15 protein-coding genes are annotated in these 16,070 nt (G+C 61.9%); 11 read left to right on the forward strand and 4 right to left on the reverse strand.

The features are described from left to right. Positions 1-43 precede the first annotated feature (43 nt). The 7 genes from LB559_RS30565 to LB559_RS30595 all read left to right on the forward strand — a co-directional run bounded on the left by LB559_RS30565 (position 44) and on the right by LB559_RS30595 (position 7,123). On the forward strand, positions 44-2,500 hold the full coding sequence (locus LB559_RS30565; protein WP_224675720.1) for a penicillin-binding protein 1A: 2,457 nt from the start codon (positions 44-46) through the stop codon (positions 2,498-2,500). A 117-nt stretch (positions 2,501-2,617) separates the two neighbouring features. Then, positions 2,618-3,749 (forward strand): peptide chain release factor 2 gene (gene prfB / locus LB559_RS30570; RefSeq protein WP_013531367.1). Its coding sequence is split into 2 segments (ribosomal slippage): positions 2,618-2,683 and positions 2,685-3,749, totalling 1,131 coding nucleotides; the frame shifts between segments, so codons are not numbered across the junction. A gap of 65 nt (positions 3,750-3,814) precedes the next feature. Beyond that, positions 3,815-4,246 carry a GFA family protein gene (locus tag LB559_RS30575; RefSeq protein ID WP_032807939.1) on the forward strand — a complete coding sequence of 144 codons (432 nt, stop codon included), beginning with the start codon at positions 3,815-3,817 and terminating at the stop codon, positions 4,244-4,246. 288 nt (positions 4,247-4,534) lie between these two features. Beyond that, a complete protein-coding gene (locus LB559_RS30580) occupies positions 4,535-4,912 on the forward strand; it encodes a hypothetical protein (RefSeq protein ID WP_013531369.1) in 378 nt (125 codons plus the stop codon). Between the two features lie 169 nt (positions 4,913-5,081). Next, positions 5,082-5,450 (forward strand): GFA family protein, encoded by a 369-nt coding sequence (locus tag LB559_RS30585; protein WP_024503891.1) that lies wholly within the window; start codon positions 5,082-5,084, stop codon positions 5,448-5,450. A gap of 175 nt (positions 5,451-5,625) precedes the next feature. Further along, positions 5,626-6,276, forward strand: coding sequence for an OmpA family protein (locus LB559_RS30590; protein WP_013531371.1), 651 nt, complete (start codon positions 5,626-5,628; stop codon positions 6,274-6,276). Between the two features lie 241 nt (positions 6,277-6,517). Further along, positions 6,518-7,123: a hypothetical protein gene (locus LB559_RS30595; protein WP_024503892.1), complete on the forward strand. Its 606-nt coding sequence runs from the start codon at positions 6,518-6,520 to the stop codon at positions 7,121-7,123. Between the two features lie 71 nt (positions 7,124-7,194). Here the strand turns inward: LB559_RS30595 and LB559_RS30600 are convergent, their stop codons facing one another. Together LB559_RS30600 and LB559_RS30605 are read right to left on the reverse strand one after the other, a co-directional pair. Beyond that, positions 7,195-8,790, reverse strand: coding sequence for a DEAD/DEAH box helicase (locus tag LB559_RS30600; protein ID WP_224675721.1), 1,596 nt, complete (start codon positions 8,788-8,790; stop codon positions 7,195-7,197). Positions 8,791-8,988: 198 nt separating this feature from the next. Beyond that, positions 8,989-9,762, reverse strand: coding sequence for an NAD kinase (locus LB559_RS30605; protein WP_013531374.1), 774 nt, complete (start codon positions 9,760-9,762; stop codon positions 8,989-8,991). 723 nt (positions 9,763-10,485) lie between these two features. Between LB559_RS30605 and LB559_RS30610 the strand changes: the two genes are divergently transcribed. Then, positions 10,486-11,457 (forward strand): NAD-dependent epimerase/dehydratase family protein, encoded by a 972-nt coding sequence (locus tag LB559_RS30610; RefSeq protein ID WP_063168088.1) that lies wholly within the window; start codon positions 10,486-10,488, stop codon positions 11,455-11,457. Between the two features lie 95 nt (positions 11,458-11,552). Here the strand turns inward: LB559_RS30610 and LB559_RS30615 are convergent, their stop codons facing one another. After that, positions 11,553-11,831, reverse strand: coding sequence for a hypothetical protein (locus tag LB559_RS30615; protein ID WP_127218689.1), 279 nt, complete (start codon positions 11,829-11,831; stop codon positions 11,553-11,555). On the opposite strand from LB559_RS30615, the gene LB559_RS30620 reads away from it, so the two are divergent. The 3 genes from LB559_RS30620 to LB559_RS30630 all read left to right on the forward strand — a co-directional run bounded on the left by LB559_RS30620 (position 11,803) and on the right by LB559_RS30630 (position 15,191). Beyond that, on the forward strand, positions 11,803-12,837 hold the full coding sequence (locus LB559_RS30620) for an extracellular solute-binding protein (protein WP_224675722.1): 1,035 nt from the start codon (positions 11,803-11,805) through the stop codon (positions 12,835-12,837). The genes LB559_RS30615 and LB559_RS30620 overlap by 29 nt on opposite strands. Positions 12,838-12,922: 85 nt before the next feature. Further along, the gene (locus tag LB559_RS30625; RefSeq protein WP_063172294.1) at positions 12,923-14,350 is read left to right on the forward strand and encodes an amidase; all 1,428 of its coding nucleotides are present in this window, start codon (positions 12,923-12,925) and stop codon (positions 14,348-14,350) included. A 139-nt stretch (positions 14,351-14,489) separates the two neighbouring features. Further along, positions 14,490-15,191 (forward strand): TetR/AcrR family transcriptional regulator, encoded by a 702-nt coding sequence (locus tag LB559_RS30630; RefSeq protein ID WP_224675723.1) that lies wholly within the window; start codon positions 14,490-14,492, stop codon positions 15,189-15,191. A gap of 107 nt (positions 15,192-15,298) precedes the next feature. Here the strand turns inward: LB559_RS30630 and LB559_RS30635 are convergent, their stop codons facing one another. Continuing rightward, complete coding sequence (locus LB559_RS30635; protein ID WP_224675724.1) at positions 15,299-16,057, reverse strand: MBL fold metallo-hydrolase; 759 nt, start codon at positions 16,055-16,057, stop codon at positions 15,299-15,301. Positions 16,058-16,070: the final 13 nt, after the last annotated feature.

Consider the following 16,070-nt stretch of genomic DNA (forward strand, 5'->3'; position numbering starts at 1 on the left):
CGGCTTCGTTTAGGAAATTCCCGAACCAAGGACTGGAGCGGGTATGATTCGTCTCATTGGCTATTTTTTCGGCATCGGCACGACGCTGGCCCTTCTGGTCGCGGCGGGCGTTGCGATCTACATCGGCCATTTGTCGAAGGATCTGCCCGACTACGAGGTGCTGGCCAAATACGAGCCGCCGGTGACCACCCGCATCCATGCGTCCGACGGCGCGCTGATGGCGGAATATGCGCGCGAACGGCGCCTGTATCTGCCGATCCAGGCCATTCCGGACCGCGTCAAGGCGGCCTTCCTGTCGGCGGAAGACAAGAATTTCTACAATCACCCGGGCATCGATGTCACCGGCCTCGGCCGCGCCATCATCGTCAACCTGCAGAATTTCGGCTCGGGCCGGCGCCAGGTCGGCGCTTCGACGATCACCCAGCAGGTGGCGAAGAACTTCCTGTTGTCCTCGGACCAGACCTACGAGCGCAAGATCAAGGAGATGATCCTCGCCTTCCGCATCGAGCAGGCCTATCCCAAGGATCGCATTCTCGAGCTCTACCTCAACGAAATCTTCTTCGGCTTCGGCGCCTATGGCGTCGCCGGTGCGGCGCTGACCTATTTCGACAAGTCGGTCAACGAACTGTCCGTGGCCGAGGCCGCCTACCTGGCCTCCCTGCCCAAGGGGCCGAACAACTATCACCCTTTCAAGCATGCCGATCGCGCGATCGAGCGCCGCAACTGGGTCATCGATCAGATGGTCGAGAACGGCTATGTCACGCGTGAGGAAGGCAACAAGGCCAAGGCCGAGCCGCTGGGCGTGACGCCGCGGCGCAGCGGCACCTATCTGTTCGCCGGCGAGTACTTCACCGAAGAGGTGCGCCGCCAGATCATCGCCCGCTACGGCGAGAATGCGCTCTACGAAGGCGGCCTCTCCGTCCGCACCACGCTCGATCCGAAGATCCAGCTCATTGCCCGCAAATCGATGCAGAACGGGTTGATGAAATACGACACGCTGCGCGGCTATCGCGGGCCGGTGACATCGATCGATGTCTCGGGCGACTGGGGCGTGCCGCTTGGCGCCGTCAAGGGACTGGAGGATGTTCCCGAATGGTCGCTCGCCGTCGTGCTCGACAGTTCGGCGACCGGCCTGTCGATCGGCCTGCAGCCCGCACGGCAGGCGTCGGGCGAGATCGTCAAGGAGCGCGTCGAAGGCACTATCAGCAAGGAGGACATGGGTTTTGCCATGCGCCATGTGGTCGCCGGCAAGACCGTCAAGGCCAGGTCGCCGGCGGAGGTGCTGAAGCCGGGCGACGTCATCTTCGTGCAGAAAAACGATGGCGCCGAGGGCACCTACAGCCTGCGCCAGGTGCCCGAAGTGGAAGGCGGCCTGATCGCCATGGACCCGCACACCGGCCGCGTGCTGGCCATGGTCGGCGGCTTCTCCTATGCGCAGTCCGAATTCAACCGCGCCACGCAAGCCATGCGCCAGCCGGGCTCCTCGTTCAAGCCGATCGTCTATTCGGCAGCGCTCGACAATGGCTATACGCCGGCCTCGGTCATCATGGACGGGCCGATCACGATCCAGAGCGGCAACACGAGCTGGACGCCGAAGAACTATGACGGCACCGTCGCCGGTCCGGCGACCCTGCGCTCCGGCATCGAGAAGTCGCGCAACCTGATGACGGTGCGGCTTGCCAATGACATGGGTATGAAGCTGGTGGTCGAATATGCCGAGCGCTTCGGTGTCTACGACCATCTGGCACCCTATCTGCCAATGGCGCTGGGTTCCGGCGAAACCACCGTGATGCGCATGGTGTCGGCCTATTCGATCATGGCCAATGGCGGCAAGTCGATCAAACCGTCGCTCATCGACCGCATCCAGGACCGCTACGGCAAGACGGTGTTCAAGCAGGACGAACGTGGCTGCCAGGGTTGCAATGCGCAGGAATGGCAGAACCAGCCGGAGCCGGAGCTGGTCGACAATTCCGAGCAGGTGCTCGACCCGATGACCGCCTACCAGATCACCTCGATGATGGAAGGCGTCGTGCAGCGCGGCACCGGCGCCACCATCGGCGAACTTGGCCGTCACATCGCCGGCAAGACCGGAACGACCAACGATGAAAAGGACGCCTGGTTCATCGGTTACACGCCCAACCTCGTCGTCGGCCTCTACATGGGCTATGACACGCCGCGCGGCCTCGGCCATGGCGCCACCGGTGGCGGCCTCGCAGCCCCGATCTTCAAGGACTTCATGCGAGTGGCGCTGGACGGCACGCCCAATGTCGACTTCAAGGTGCCCGAAGGCATGAACCTGGTCGCCATCAATCGCAAGACCGGCATGCGTGCCGCATCGGGCGATCCCGGCACCATCATCGAAGCCTTCAAGCCGGGCACCGGTCCCGCCGACAGCTATTGGGTGATCGGCATGGGCGCCGATGGTTCCAATGCCACCGGTGGCGCACTGTCGCCGCAAGCCAATCAGGCTATCCAGTCCGGCGGCGGCGGCCTCTACTGACGATTTTCAGGGGCGGATGGGCTGGCCTTGGGCCGGCCCATTTTGCTTTACAGCCGGCGGCGGCGTGCCTATGTATCGCGCCGACCGATTTCAGCAAACAGGACAGAACAGCCAGCCATGCGCGCGGAAACGCAGAATATTGTCGACGAGATCAGGCAGGCGATAACCCTGCTGAGGAGGCATCTTTGACTGGGATCAAGCCATAAAGCGGCTTGAATACCTCAATGTGCGCGCCGAGGACGCCAGCCTCTGGAACGAGCCGCTGGAAGCGCAGAAGCTGATGCGCGAACGCCAGAGCCTCGAAGAAGGCATCGCCTCGGTGAAAGGTCTGACGCAGGCGCTGGAAGACAATATCGGCCTGATCGAACTCGGCGAGGAAGAGCGCGATGAGGGCGTGATCGCCGAGGCGGAAGCCGCGATCCGCTCGATGCAAGGCGAAGCGAAGGCCCGCCAGGTCGAGACGCTGCTGTCGGGTGAAGCAGACTCCAACGACACCTATCTCGAAATCCATGCCGGTGCCGGCGGCACCGAAAGCCAGGACTGGGCCTCGATGCTGCTGCGCATGTACACGCGCTGGGCCGAGCGGCGCCGTTTCAAAGTCGAAGTGCTGGAAATGCATGACGGCGAAGAGGCCGGCATCAAGTCCGCCACGTTGATGATCAAAGGCCACAACGCCTATGGCTGGATGAAGACGGAATCGGGCGTTCATCGCCTGGTGCGTATTTCGCCCTATGACAGCAATGCGCGCCGGCATACGTCCTTCGCCAGCGTCTGGGTCTATCCGGTCATCGACGACACGATCGAGATCGACGTCTCCGAATCCGACGTCCGCATCGATACTTATCGCTCGTCCGGCTCGGGCGGCCAGCACGTCAACACCACCGATTCGGCGGTGCGCATCACGCATCTGGCCACTGGCATCGCGGTCGCCTGCCAGGCCGAACGTTCGCAGCACAAGAACAAGGCCAAGGCCTGGGAGATGCTGCGCTCGCGCCTTTACGAGGAAGAGCTGAAGAAGCGCGAGGCGGTTGCAAACGCCACCGAAGCATCGAAGAGCGATATCGGCTGGGGCCACCAGATCCGCTCCTATGTGCTGCAGCCCTATCAGTTGGTGAAGGATCTCCGCACCGGCGTCGAGAGCACCAGCCCGTCGAGCGTGCTCGATGGCGACCTCGACGATTTCATGGAAGCCTCGTTGTCGCAGCGCATCGAAGGCGGTGCCGGCGAAGCCGTGGCGGACCTGGACTAGGATATGCCCATATTCAGGTGAGGCCGGCCTGGCCTCATCTGAACATACCCCTGCGCACCACAGCAATGGAGGAGAGAGTGCCGAGCAAGCTCACCGGAAAATGCTTTTGCGGCGCGGTTCACTACGAGGTGGCCGACGAATTCCTCTATGCCGCGAATTGCCATTGTTCGGACTGCCGGCGCACCACCGGTTCGGCATTCAAGCCTTTCGCCGGTATCGAGCGTGAAAAGTTTCTCCTCACCGAAGGCGAGGACAAACTCCTGATCTTCGGCGACCAAAGCGGCCACAACGCGCATTGCTGCCAGTGCGGCTCCTTGCTTTATTCGCTCGTGCGCGACGGCGCCTACGTCCATGTCGCCATGGGAACGCTCGTCGACGACCCATCCATTCGTCCAACCGAGCACATCTTCGTCGGTTCGAAGGCGGGCTGGTTCACCATCACCGATGACCTGCCGCAGTATCAAGAGCACGTGATTGCCGGCTCCGACCAGCAATAGGCTGGAACCACAGCGGGCCAATCCCGTTTATTCGACGCCCGTTTGCCGGGAATTGACCTTGGCCTCATCTCGTCGGCGGTAGCGGATGCCTGACGTCTGTAGAACGATGTCGGGAATGCATGTTCTTGCGCCGACCAAGGAATCAGCCCAGCATCCAAGGGCTGGGAGAGAAAAAGCATTTATGGCCGGACGCGGCATATCTGCGACCCGACGATCCGGCCACTGGGAAGATACGTTCCGGGAACGGGCAAGCGAAACGCTTGATGCTCGTTTGAAAGGAACGTTTCCATGTCTGCTGCCACACTCAGATCGGCCAATGCCGTTCAACCGGCTGGCCGACTTTTGTTTTCCCTGTTCGCGATCGGCGCGATGGCAATGCTGACGGCACCTGCCTTCGCGCATGACGCCACGCCCACGGCGGCAAAGCCACAAGGCTGGAGTTATCCGTTCGCATGCTGCGCCAACTATGATTGTCGCACGACCCATACAGGCGAAGTGCTGGAGAAACCCGAGGGCTATGTCATCGCCGGAACGGGTGAGGTCGTTCCAATGACCGACAAGCGTGTCAAGGACAGCCCGGACGGCGAGTTCCATTGGTGCGCGCACCAGGGGGGGCTCGACGCCGGCAGGACAATCTGCCTGTTCGTGCCGCCGCGCTCGTATTGACGATAGGAACGCATTCCGAAGTCCGCCTGAGCGCGTGTGACGGGACGGGCTTGCTGAGACCAGCCTGTCGCGGTAGCGCCGGGTGATGCTTGCTGACAGACAGTTGTCAGGAGCACCTCTTTATGCTGCCTTTGCCGCACAGGGTGGCGGCGACAGGAGGAGTTCGTTGATGACCATCAAGGCAAGCTGTCATTGCAAGGCGACGACGTTCGAGGTTTCGCAAGCACCGCAGACGGTGACGCAATGCACCTGTTCTTTCTGCTCGAAACGCGGCTCGCTCTGGGCCTATTACGTGCCTTCGCAATTCAAGCTCACCAGCCCGATGGAGAACGTCTCTTTCTATCGTTGGGGGTCGAAGACCGTAAAGCACGGGTTTTGCGCCACCTGCGGCTGCGGCACCTTTACCGAAACGCCGGACTGGTCGACAGGCGAGCCGGATTTCGACAATCCCAAGATCAGCGTCAACTCGCGGCTGTTCGATGATTTCGATCTCGACAAGGTCGAAGTGGTTGTCATAGACGGCAAGAACCTCTGGTAGCTTATCCAAACCATTCCGGCACGGCGATGCGGCGCCACCACCGGGTATTGGTCTCTCGGGAAAAGCCGTGAACGGCGCTTTTGCCGTTCCGCTTTTCGCCGCAATTCATGATACAAGTCGCGGGAAGGGCTGATTTGGCGCCACCGCAAGGCGTGACTTGGAGAGGGACCATCCTATGAAAAAGACTGTGCTCGTCGTCGTGGCGACGGCTGTGCTCGTGAGCGCCTGCACCACCACCGATCCGTATACAGGCGACCAGAAGATTTCCAACACGGCGGCCGGCGCCGGCCTTGGCGCCCTGGCGGGTGCCAGCCTTGGCCTGCTTGCCGGTGGCAACGACCGCCGCAACGCACTGATCGGCGCCGGCATCGGCGCGCTGGCCGGCGGCGCCATCGGCGCCACGATGGACCAGAACGAGGCCGAACTGCGCCGGCAGCTCGAAGGCACCGGTGTCAGTGTCACCCGCAGCGGCGACCAGATCATCCTCAACATGCCGTCCGACATCACCTTCAACTCGGATCAGGATGCGGTGAAGCCCGGCTTTTACCAGGTCCTGAACTCCGTCGCGCTGGTGCTGAAGAAGTTCAAGCAGACCACGGTCGACGTGTTCGGCCACACCGATTCGACCGGTGGCGACCAGCACAATTTCGATTTGTCGCAGCGTCGTGCTTTGGCGGTGGCGAACTATCTGTCCGGTCAGGGCGTGGATCAGCGGCGCTTCGCCGTCACAGGCTTCGGCAAGACACGTCCGGTCGCATCCAATGCCACAGCCGAAGGTCGGGCCCAGAACCGCCGCGTCGAGATCCAGCTGTCGCCGCTCACCTGATCCGTCCGGCAAGCGGATGCGAAACGGCCCTCATGCGGGGCCGTTTTTGTTTGAGCTGACATCGGCGCTCTGGATGGGTACGGTATAGATTTAGTTATTGCTAAAATATAGCTTTCCGGCGGCCATGGAAAGGAATAGCATCATGGCAGTCCAGCGGGGATGAGGCGGTGTAACCGGCCGCGCAATCAGCATTTTTCCGCCTCGGTCTTGCACGGCCAGATCAGAAATCTGGGAGGAATGCATGACAAGAACAGCCAGCCTTGGGCGCTGTGGCGTCCTCGTTTTAACAGGTTTGGTAGGCGCGTGGCTGAACGTTGCTTCGGCTCGGGCCGAGGACCCCAACAAGGCCGACATCGAAGCCTTGAAAAAGTCGCTCGCCAAATATGAGGATTACACCGCTGCCGTCCGCGACCTCTATCTGTCGACGGTCGGCTGCGTCTACTACAGCGGAGAAAAGATAGCGGGCGCGATGGATTACCCGAAGGGCGCCATGGGTATTCACTTCGTCAATGTCCCGAGTGTCGGCCAGAAGCTCGACCCGATGCACCCCAACGTGCTGATCTATGAACCGACCAAGAAGGGTTTGCGGCTGGTGGGCGCGGAATGGCTGGTGCCTCTGACGCCGGACATAAAGGAGCCTCCGAAGCTGTTTGGCCAAACCTTCATGGGGCCGATGGAGGGGCATTACCCTCTCATCCCGAAGGAGTTCGTCCATTACGACCTTCATGCCTGGCTCGGAGACAATCCGAACGGCATGTTCAGTCCGACGAACCCGAACGTGAAATGCTCGAAGGCCGAGTTTCCGATGCTGGAAAAACCGACCAAGATGATGCCTGGGCCGATGTAACGGGCGAACCAGGCTGGAGCTCTACCGAGAAGGCAAGCCGGATGGCTGGCTTGCCTCCGAAGCGGTCGGGATCAGACCTTGGCGACGATCCGCATGAAGGCCGGCATGTCATCGCCGAAGCCAACGGTGGAATCGTTGTCTTCCTGGTGACGTTGGCGGGCAGGGCGGCTGTTGTCTCGCTGCGGCCGGGTATCGCCGCGTTCCGGTGCGCGCTGTTCGTTGCGATCGGACGATTTGCGCTCGGTGTTTTCCGAACGGATCGCTTCCTTGCGCGAGCGCCGTTCGCCGACGTCGGCGGCTGCCGCTGCGACCTCGGCCACCGGCTGGTCCTCGCGGACTGTTTCCGGTGCCGTGTCTTCGCTGCGCTTGGCGTGGCGTTCGCGCGGTTTGCGCTCGCCGCCCTTTTCCCTGCTGCGGTCGTCGTCCTTGCGGCCGGCGCGGCGCGGTGCGCCCTTGCCACGGCGCGGAGCATCGTCCTCGCCGCCTTCGCTGGCAACCACCGTCGACAAGTCGCCGTCATGCCATTCGATCTTATTGCCGATCAGCCGCTCGATGGCGTCGATGTATTTGGTGTCCGACTTGGTCGCGATGGTGAAGGATTTTCCGGAGCGTCCGGCGCGGCCGGTACGGCCGATACGGTGGACATAATCCTCGGCATGGATCGGCACGTCATAGTTGAAGACATGGCTGACGTCGGGGATGTCCAAGCCGCGCGCGGCGACGTCGGAAGCGACGAGGTAGCGCAGCTTGCCGTCGCGGAAATTGGCCAGCATCTGCATGCGCGCGCGCTGGTCCATGTCGCCATGCAGCGCACCGGCGTCGAAATCATACTTCAGCAGCGAGCGGAACAGTTCCGACACTTCGATCTTGCGGTTGCAGAAGATGATGGCGTTCTTCAGTTCGGCATCTTCGGCCTTGATCAGGTTGCGCAGCGTCTCGCGCTTGTCCCACGGCTTGGAGCCTGATTTGACCAGCCGTTGGGTGATGTTGGTGGCGGCGGACGCGGCCTTCGAGACCTCGACGCGCACCGGCGCATGCAGGAATTTCTCGGTCAGCTTGGTGATTTCCGGCGGCATCGTCGCCGAGAAGAACAGCGTCTGCCTGGAGAACGGGATCATCTCGCAGATGCGCTCGATGTCGGGAATGAAGCCCATGTCGAGCATGCGGTCGGCTTCGTCGATGACGAGGATCTCGACGCCATTGAGCAACAGCTTGCCGCGCTCGCGGTGATCGAGCAGGCGGCCGGGCGTCGCGATCAGCACGTCGACGCCGCGCTCCAGCTTCTTGTTCTGTTCGTCGAATGAGACACCGCCGATCAGGAGCGCGATGTTGAGCTTGTGGTTCTTGCCATATCGGATGAAATTCTCTTCGACCTGCGCGGCGAGTTCGCGCGTCGGCTCCAGGATCAGCGTGCGCGGCATACGGGCGCGGGCCCGGCCGTTTTCGAGGCGGGTCAGCATCGGCAGCACGAAGGAAGCCGTCTTGCCAGTGCCGGTCTGGGCGATGCCCAAAATATCCTTGCCGAGCAAGGCGTGCGGGATCGCACCAGCCTGGATCGGCGTCGGCTGGGTGTAGCCGGCGTCGGTGACTGCGGAAAGGACCTTCGGCGACAGGCCGAGGTCTGCGAAGGTCAACGCTTCTTGAGCGGTCGTGGTGTCTGAGGACAAGTGTTGTTGTCTTTGGCTGGTTCGGGGAAGCGCAACGGCGTCTAATGGCGTCGCGGCAAGCGCCACGCGCCTGCAAGATCGGTATTGCAATTAGGAGCAAGCCCTCGATTTGTCAACAGAAACGGGCAGCAATGGCACGATTGTGAAGTTGTAACCTTAATCGGGATGCTTAATCGACCTGTCGGTCGCAGAGCCGGCTCAATAGCGGAACTGTTCGGCGAGAATACGCTCGTTCCAGGAATGATTGGGATCGAACAGCAACGTTGCTGTCGCGGTGGGTGATTCTCGCACCGTCACCGAGGTCACCGCCTTGACCTCGGTATGGTCGGCGGCGGCGTTCACCGGCCGCTTTTCCGGCTCGCGGATGTCGAAGCGCACCGTCGCTTTGTTGGAGAGCAGCGCGCCGCGCCAGCGGCGCGGGCGAAACGGGCTGACCGGGGTCAGCGCCAGCAGCGGCGCGTCGAGCGGCAGGATCGGCCCGTGCGCCGAAAGATTGTAGGCGGTGGACCCGGCCGGGGTTGCGATCATGACGCCGTCGCAGTTCAGTTCCTCAAGCCGGACCTGTTCGTCGACGGTGATGCGGATCTTGGCCGTCTGGTACGATTGACGCCACAGCGCCACCTCGTTGATAGCCAGTGCCGAAATCGTTTCGCCTTCCGAGGTCACGGCCAGCATCTCCAGCGGGCGGATCGTTTCGGCGACGGCGGCTTCGAGACGCTCGGTCAGGCCACCGGAACGATACTCGTTCATCAGGAAGCCGATGGTGCCACGGTTCATGCCGTAGACCTTCTTGCCGGTCCCCATCGTGTCGCGCAGGGTCTGCAGCAGGAAGCCGTCACCCCCAAGGGCAACGACGATCTCGGCCTCCTCGACGGAAGACTGGCCATAGCGCGCCGACAGGCTTTCCAGCGCCGTCTTGGCGTCAGCGGTGTCGGACGAGACGAAGGCGATGTGGCTGGCGGCTTTGCTCATGGCTCCCCGATGACGACCGGTTGGCAGCGGCAGGGCCGCGCCAATTTCGGGGTAGCATGGGCGGGGTAGGTCTGCAAACGGAGCCGCCATCCCGGATGGCAATGCCATTCCGGGATGGCGAGGCGACCGCGGGACGGCGGATGCGGACATGCGTTCGCGTATCATGTCAAAGGCTACGCGAATGTGATGGTTAAGACCGGCCTTAAAGTCTCGTAAAGCCGGATCGGTCATGTTAGCCGGCAGTGGATGGGTGGCGTGGGGGCTAGCCAGTCGAGGCCGACATATTGCCGGTAACACGCCTGATCATTGTCTTTCTGATGCTGGGAAGCTTCGCGCTGCTCTTTGCCGAACTGGTGCGCCAGTCCGAAGAGACGAGCTTCCGACCGCAGCCCACGGCGTCGCGCTGTGGTGACGCAGCCGGAGCGCCATGCCCGCAAAGGGCGCTGTAGCGCTGTAACCTGATCATCCTTTCGGACGACCGGCGGCATTGGCGGCCGCTTCGGTGCGCGACATCGCGCGGCAGTTTCTCTCCTTAAAAGCAGAGGCCGGTCGGCTGCCGCACGTTCCACTCGTGAAAGCTTGCTGTTTGCACTCGCGGCGCTTGGCGGTGTAGATGGGTGCACCGATTGGCGGAAAGGTTTTTGGGTAGCCTCGTATCCGCCGTTGTTGGGAAACAAGCCCTGCGGCTCGTTGACTGGCCGGGTGTCTGGAGCAGGGGGTTCCATGTCGCGCAGCGTGTTGATTTCTGGTGGCTGCGGCTTCCTCGGCTCACATCTGGTCGACCGTCTGTTGCGGCGAAGCGATCTGGAAAAGCTGATCGTCGTCGACAATCTTTGGACCGGGACGCGAGACAACGTCGCACATATCGCCGATCCGCGTTTCGATCTGCAGATTGCCGATGCCGAAAGCTTTTCATCCCTTCAACGCTTCGATGAGATCATTCATCTCGCGTCGCCGGCTTCGCCGCTTTGGTACATGCGCGAGCCGGTACGCACGATCAAGGCCAACATCGGCGGCGCGCTCAATCTTCTGACGCTGCTCAAGCCCGGCGGCCGTTTCTGCTTCGCCTCGACCTCGGAAGTCTATGGCGACCCCCTGGTTTCACCCCAACCCGAGAGTTACAGGGGATCGGTGGACTGCACCGGTCCCAGGGCCTCTTATGATGAAAGCAAACGCTGCACCGAGGCATTGCTGTTCGAACAGCAGCGGGTTGTCGGGCTCGACATTCGAGTCGTCAGGATTTTCAACACATATGGGCCGCGAACCCGCATCGACGACGGACGCGCCGTTTCGAACTTTGCCATCCAGGCTCTGACAACCGGGGTGCTGACGGTCTATGGCGACGGGTCCCAATCGCGCAGTTGGGGTTATGTCGACGACATCGTCGAGGGGCTGGAACGTTACTTCTGGCGCGACGGCATCTCGCATCGCGGCCCTCTGAACATCGGCAACGATCACGAGGTTTCCGTCCTGCGCATCGCGGAATTCGTCAGGTCGCTTGTCCCCGGCAGCCGCATCGAGCACCACCCTCCGGCTCCCCAGGATCCGACAAATCGGCGTCCGGACCTGACGTCGGCGAGGCATGTCCTTCCTGGCTGGGAAGCCAGGACGGGCTATCAGGAAGGCATCGGGCGCACCTTCGATTGGTTCCGTCAGCGAATTGCGGCCGGAACCGTTGCGGCCCCAACGGCCTGACGCGCCCGGCGTCGCTGCCCACTTGGTCACCACCGCATCGGGCGCACCCATCGGGGACCCCTGGCCCTATCCGCATAAAGATATTGACTGCATGTTTAGTCATAGTTACTCCTGAGGTCGCGAATTGAGTTGGACAGCCGGCGCCAGCCGGTGAATGGCCACCATGAAGAGGGGAATATCTCGACTGCGATGCGGCTTGCCGTTGCCGGTGCGCCGCATGCCGCAAATGCGATGCCGACGGCCGTTCTCGTGCCGTCGATCGGCATTGTCGCGGCCATCTTTTCGTCAGCAGGAAACGGACCTGAGGCCGTAACGCCGCCGGTCCCAACAATGGGAGCATACAGCATGAACTGGAAACTGACCGCGACGGCCATCGGCCTGTCGCTGCTGACTGTCACGGGCGTTGCCCATGCCGACGGCGAACTCAACATCTACAATTGGGGCAACTACACCAGTCCCGACCTGATCAAGAAGTTCGAGGAGACCTACAAGGTCAAGGTCACCGTCACCGACTATGATTCCAACGATACCGCCCTGGCCAAGGTCCGGCAGGGCGCCTCCGGCTATGACATCGTCGTGCCCTCGGCGAGCGTCGTGCCGGTCTGGATCAGCGAAGGTCTGCTCTTGGAGACCGATCCCAACAAGATGGAGAACTTCAAGAACGTCGATCCCAGGTGGGTCGATGTTCCATTCGATCCAGGCCGCAAATATACCGTTCCATGGCAGTGGGGAACGACCGGCATTTCGGTGAACAAGTCGGTTTATGCCGGCGACCCCAACACATCGGCGATCTTCCTCGACCCACCCCCCGAACTCGTCAGCAAGATCAATGTCGTACCCGAAATGGGTGACATCATGTTCCTCGCCATCGCTTACGAGGGTGGCAAATATTGCAGCAGCGACATGCAGATGCTGAAGAAAGTGCATGACAAGCTGGTGGAGGCCAAGGCGAAATGGCTTTCGCTCGACTATGCGGCCGTCGATGGCCTGGGCAGGGGCGACATCGCCGCGGGCGTCAACTGGAACGGCATATCGCTGCGCGAGCGGCTTGAGAACGACAAGATCGTCTATGGCTATCCCAAGGAAGGCTATCCGATCTGGATGGACAATGTCGCTGTCCTCAAGGACGCCAAAAACGTCGACAACGCCAAGCTGTTCCAGAATTTCATCATGGATCCGCAGAATGCGGCGCTGATCTCAGCCTTTGCGCGTTATTCGAACGGTATCAAGGGCTCGGAAGCCTTCATGCCCGACGACATGAAGACCGCGCCGGAAGTCAACATTCCCGCCGATTTCGCCGCCAAGGGCCAGTTCATGCAGGCATGCCCGCCCGACGTGCAGGCGCTCTACACGAAGATCTGGACCGACCTGCAGAAATGACCTGACCAGGCTTTCCCGCGCCGCAGCACGCGGCGCGGTCATCTCCGTCCATGCAACGCGATGTGCAGATCGCAGGAGACTTCCCATGACCGATCTCGACCTTTGCTACATGCCGGCCAGCGAGGCGCTGCGGCTGTTCAAGGCAAAGAAGCTTTCGCCCGTCGAACTGATGCAGGCCACCATCCGCCGCGCCGAAGCCACCAAGCCGACGATCAACTGCCTCACCTTCACGCATTTCGACGAGGCGATGGATCTGGCCAGGAAAGCCGAGGCGAAATACGCCAGGGGGGCCCGTACCGGGGCGCTCGAGGGGCTGCCGATCGGCATCAAGGACGAGAGCTACATCAAGGACAAGCCGACCTCGCACGGCTCGCTGCTGTCCCGGGATGCCATCGGTGGCCATACGTCGACGATGAACGAGCGCATCATCAAGGCCGGAGGCATTGTCCATGCCCGCACGGCGACGCCTGAATTCAGCTGCGCCGGCTACACCTGGTCGAAACGCTGGGGCGTGACGCGCAATCCGTGGAACCCGGATTTCACGCCCGGCGGTTCGTCCGGCGGTGCCGCGGCGACGCTGGCGTCCGGCACGTCGTCGATCGCCACCGGCTCGGACATTGCCGGGTCGATCCGAATTCCCGCGTCGGCCTGCGGTCTTGTCGGCTTCAAGCCGCCTTACGGGCGCAATCCGGACGAGCCGCCGTTCAACCTCGATTTCTACTGCCACACCGGACCTTTGGCGCGAAACGTCGGGGATGCGATCCTGCTGCAGAACGTGATGGCCGGACCGAGCCCGCTCGACATCGCCACGCTCCGCCCCAAACTGCGCCTGCCCAGCGACTACAAGCCGATCAAGGGCTGGAAGATTGCTTTCTCGATGGACCTCGGTTCTTTCGAAGTGGACCCCGATGTGCGCAAGAACACGCTTGCCGCCTGCGATGTGTTTCGCTCGCTTGGCGCCACGGTCGAGGAAGTCGATCTGGGCTGGGGCGACGACGTGCTCAAGGCGGGCATGGCCTATCTCGAACATCTGTTCGGCGCCTCACTGTCGCAACTGCTCAAGGAGCACGGCAAGGACATGACGAGCTATGCCAGGCAGTTCGCCGAGGACGGGCAAAGGTCGAAGGCGACGGACTTTGTCGGAACACTGGAAGTGGCGGCCAGGATGTACCAGACGCTGGGGCCGCTGCTGGAGACCTACGATGTGCTGATCTGCCCGACCAACGCGCTTCCCGCCGTGCCGGCGGAGTTCGATCAGACAACGGGCACGGTCGAGATCAACGGCAAGCAGGTGAACCCGTCGCTTGGCTGGGTGATGACGACGCCGTTCAACATGATGAGCCGCTGTCCGGTTCTATCCGTGCCGTCGGGCCGGGCGGCAAGCGGCGTGCCGACAGGCATCCAGATCGTCGGCCGCACCTATTGCGATGCCGATGTCTTCCGGGCGGCCGTGGCCTATGAGACGGCCAAGGGGCAGTGGTACACAAACGCCGAAACGCGCCCGTCGCTATAACAGGGCGATGCGGCCCTTGCCGCGATCGTGATTGATCTGCGGTTTCGGTTATGGTGAGCCGCGCCGGACACCTCGAATAGACGGATTCGTGGCGGAGCCGGCGATCGCCGGCAGAAGGTCCGAAAGGAGCTGGACGAAGATGGCGCAACAAAAAGCTGCGGCGGCAAAACGCAAAGGCGCAACGGCGAAGAATGGACGTGCCGCAAACGATGCCGCGCCGCCCAAGGACCGTCGGCGCGAACGCGGCGAAGCCAGCGTGCAGCGGATCATCGACGCCACCATCGAGCTCATCGCGGAGGAGGGACTGGCAAGCGTCACCATGCAGCGCATCGCCGAACATGTCGGCTCGTCCAATGCCCTGGTCGTCTTCCATTTCCGCAGCAAGGAGAACCTGTTTCGCGCCGTCCTGCAGTATCTCAGCGATCGATATGATGAGCTGTGGGTGACGCTGGTGCGAGCGCCCGGCCTGTCGCCGGTTGAGCGGGCCCTGGGCGCGGTCGATTGCGCGCAACGTTTCGCCCGCCAGCACCCGAAATGGGTTTCGGTCTTTGTCGTGTTCTCCAGCGACCGCAAGAGCATGCAGATCTACAATGAGATCGGCCTGCCGAGCGATCTTGCCTACACCGCCGAAGCGCGCGAGCTGCTGATCGAGATTTCGCGCAGCGGCGGTTACACCGGCGTCGACATCAATACGCTGTCGGAGAGCCTGAATTATCTGGTCCACGGCGCCTGGTATTGGGATCATCTCAATCCGTCCAGCCGCGACACCAACGTGCTGCGCAAGACCATGCTGCTCCTGCTGCATCAGGCATTCCCGCGGCATTTCGAATTGATGCGCTAGAGCAATTCCAGGAAAAGTGTGAAACGGTTTTCCGTCCGGAATTGCGCCAAACAAGGAGTTGGAGTGGTTCGCCGTTTCCGTGAAACGGTGAACCGCTCTAACCGCTTTCAGGGCTGCCGCAGATGGCAGCCGGCCTGCCGCTTCTGTTCCAGATACTCGTCGACAAGCTGGCGGTAGCGCACCTTGCCGAAACTCGGGAAATGGCCGCCATGCACGACCGAGACATCGAGGTCGCGCATACGCAAGAGCGTCGCCATGTAATCGGGGATGTCCGAGTGGTAGACATCGTCGATCAGCGGGCCGTCATAGATGATATCGCCTGATAACAGGATGCCCGTCCTGTTTTCATAGAGCGCGATGCCGCCGGGCGAATGGCCGGGCGTGTGGATCACCTCGAAGGCACGATCGCCGAGATCGACGACGTCCCCATGCTTGAGCAAACGGCCTGCCGGTGCGGGCAGAATATGGTAGCGCGCCGTGTCCCAGCCTTGCGGCTGGCAATCGAACATTTCGTCGGTCGCATAGGTGCCGGCTGCCGTCCACTCGTTACGCGGATCGGCGAGGATCCCGGCCTCGGCGGCGTGCACGCAGCGCTCGGGAAATTCGTGGTGACAGCCTATATGGTCGAAATGCGTGTGGCTGGCGACGCAAATCAGCTTGCGCTCGCTGACCAACGGCACGTGACGCCGGAGGCTGAAATGGCCAAGCCCGGTGTCGAACAGGAGATCGCGATCGCGGCCGCGCACATGCCACATATTGCAGCGGAAGAACGGTTTTATCCAAGGCTCGTGGATCAAGGTCACGCCATCGCTCATGCGGATGGTCTCGTACCAGTCTGGTGCCTCGATGACCGCAAGCGTTGCCATGTTTCAATCCGTC

It is taken from the genome of Mesorhizobium sp. BR1-1-3 (assembly GCF_020165455.1).
GTDB classification, from domain to species: Bacteria; Pseudomonadota; Alphaproteobacteria; order Rhizobiales; family Rhizobiaceae; genus Mesorhizobium; species Mesorhizobium ciceri.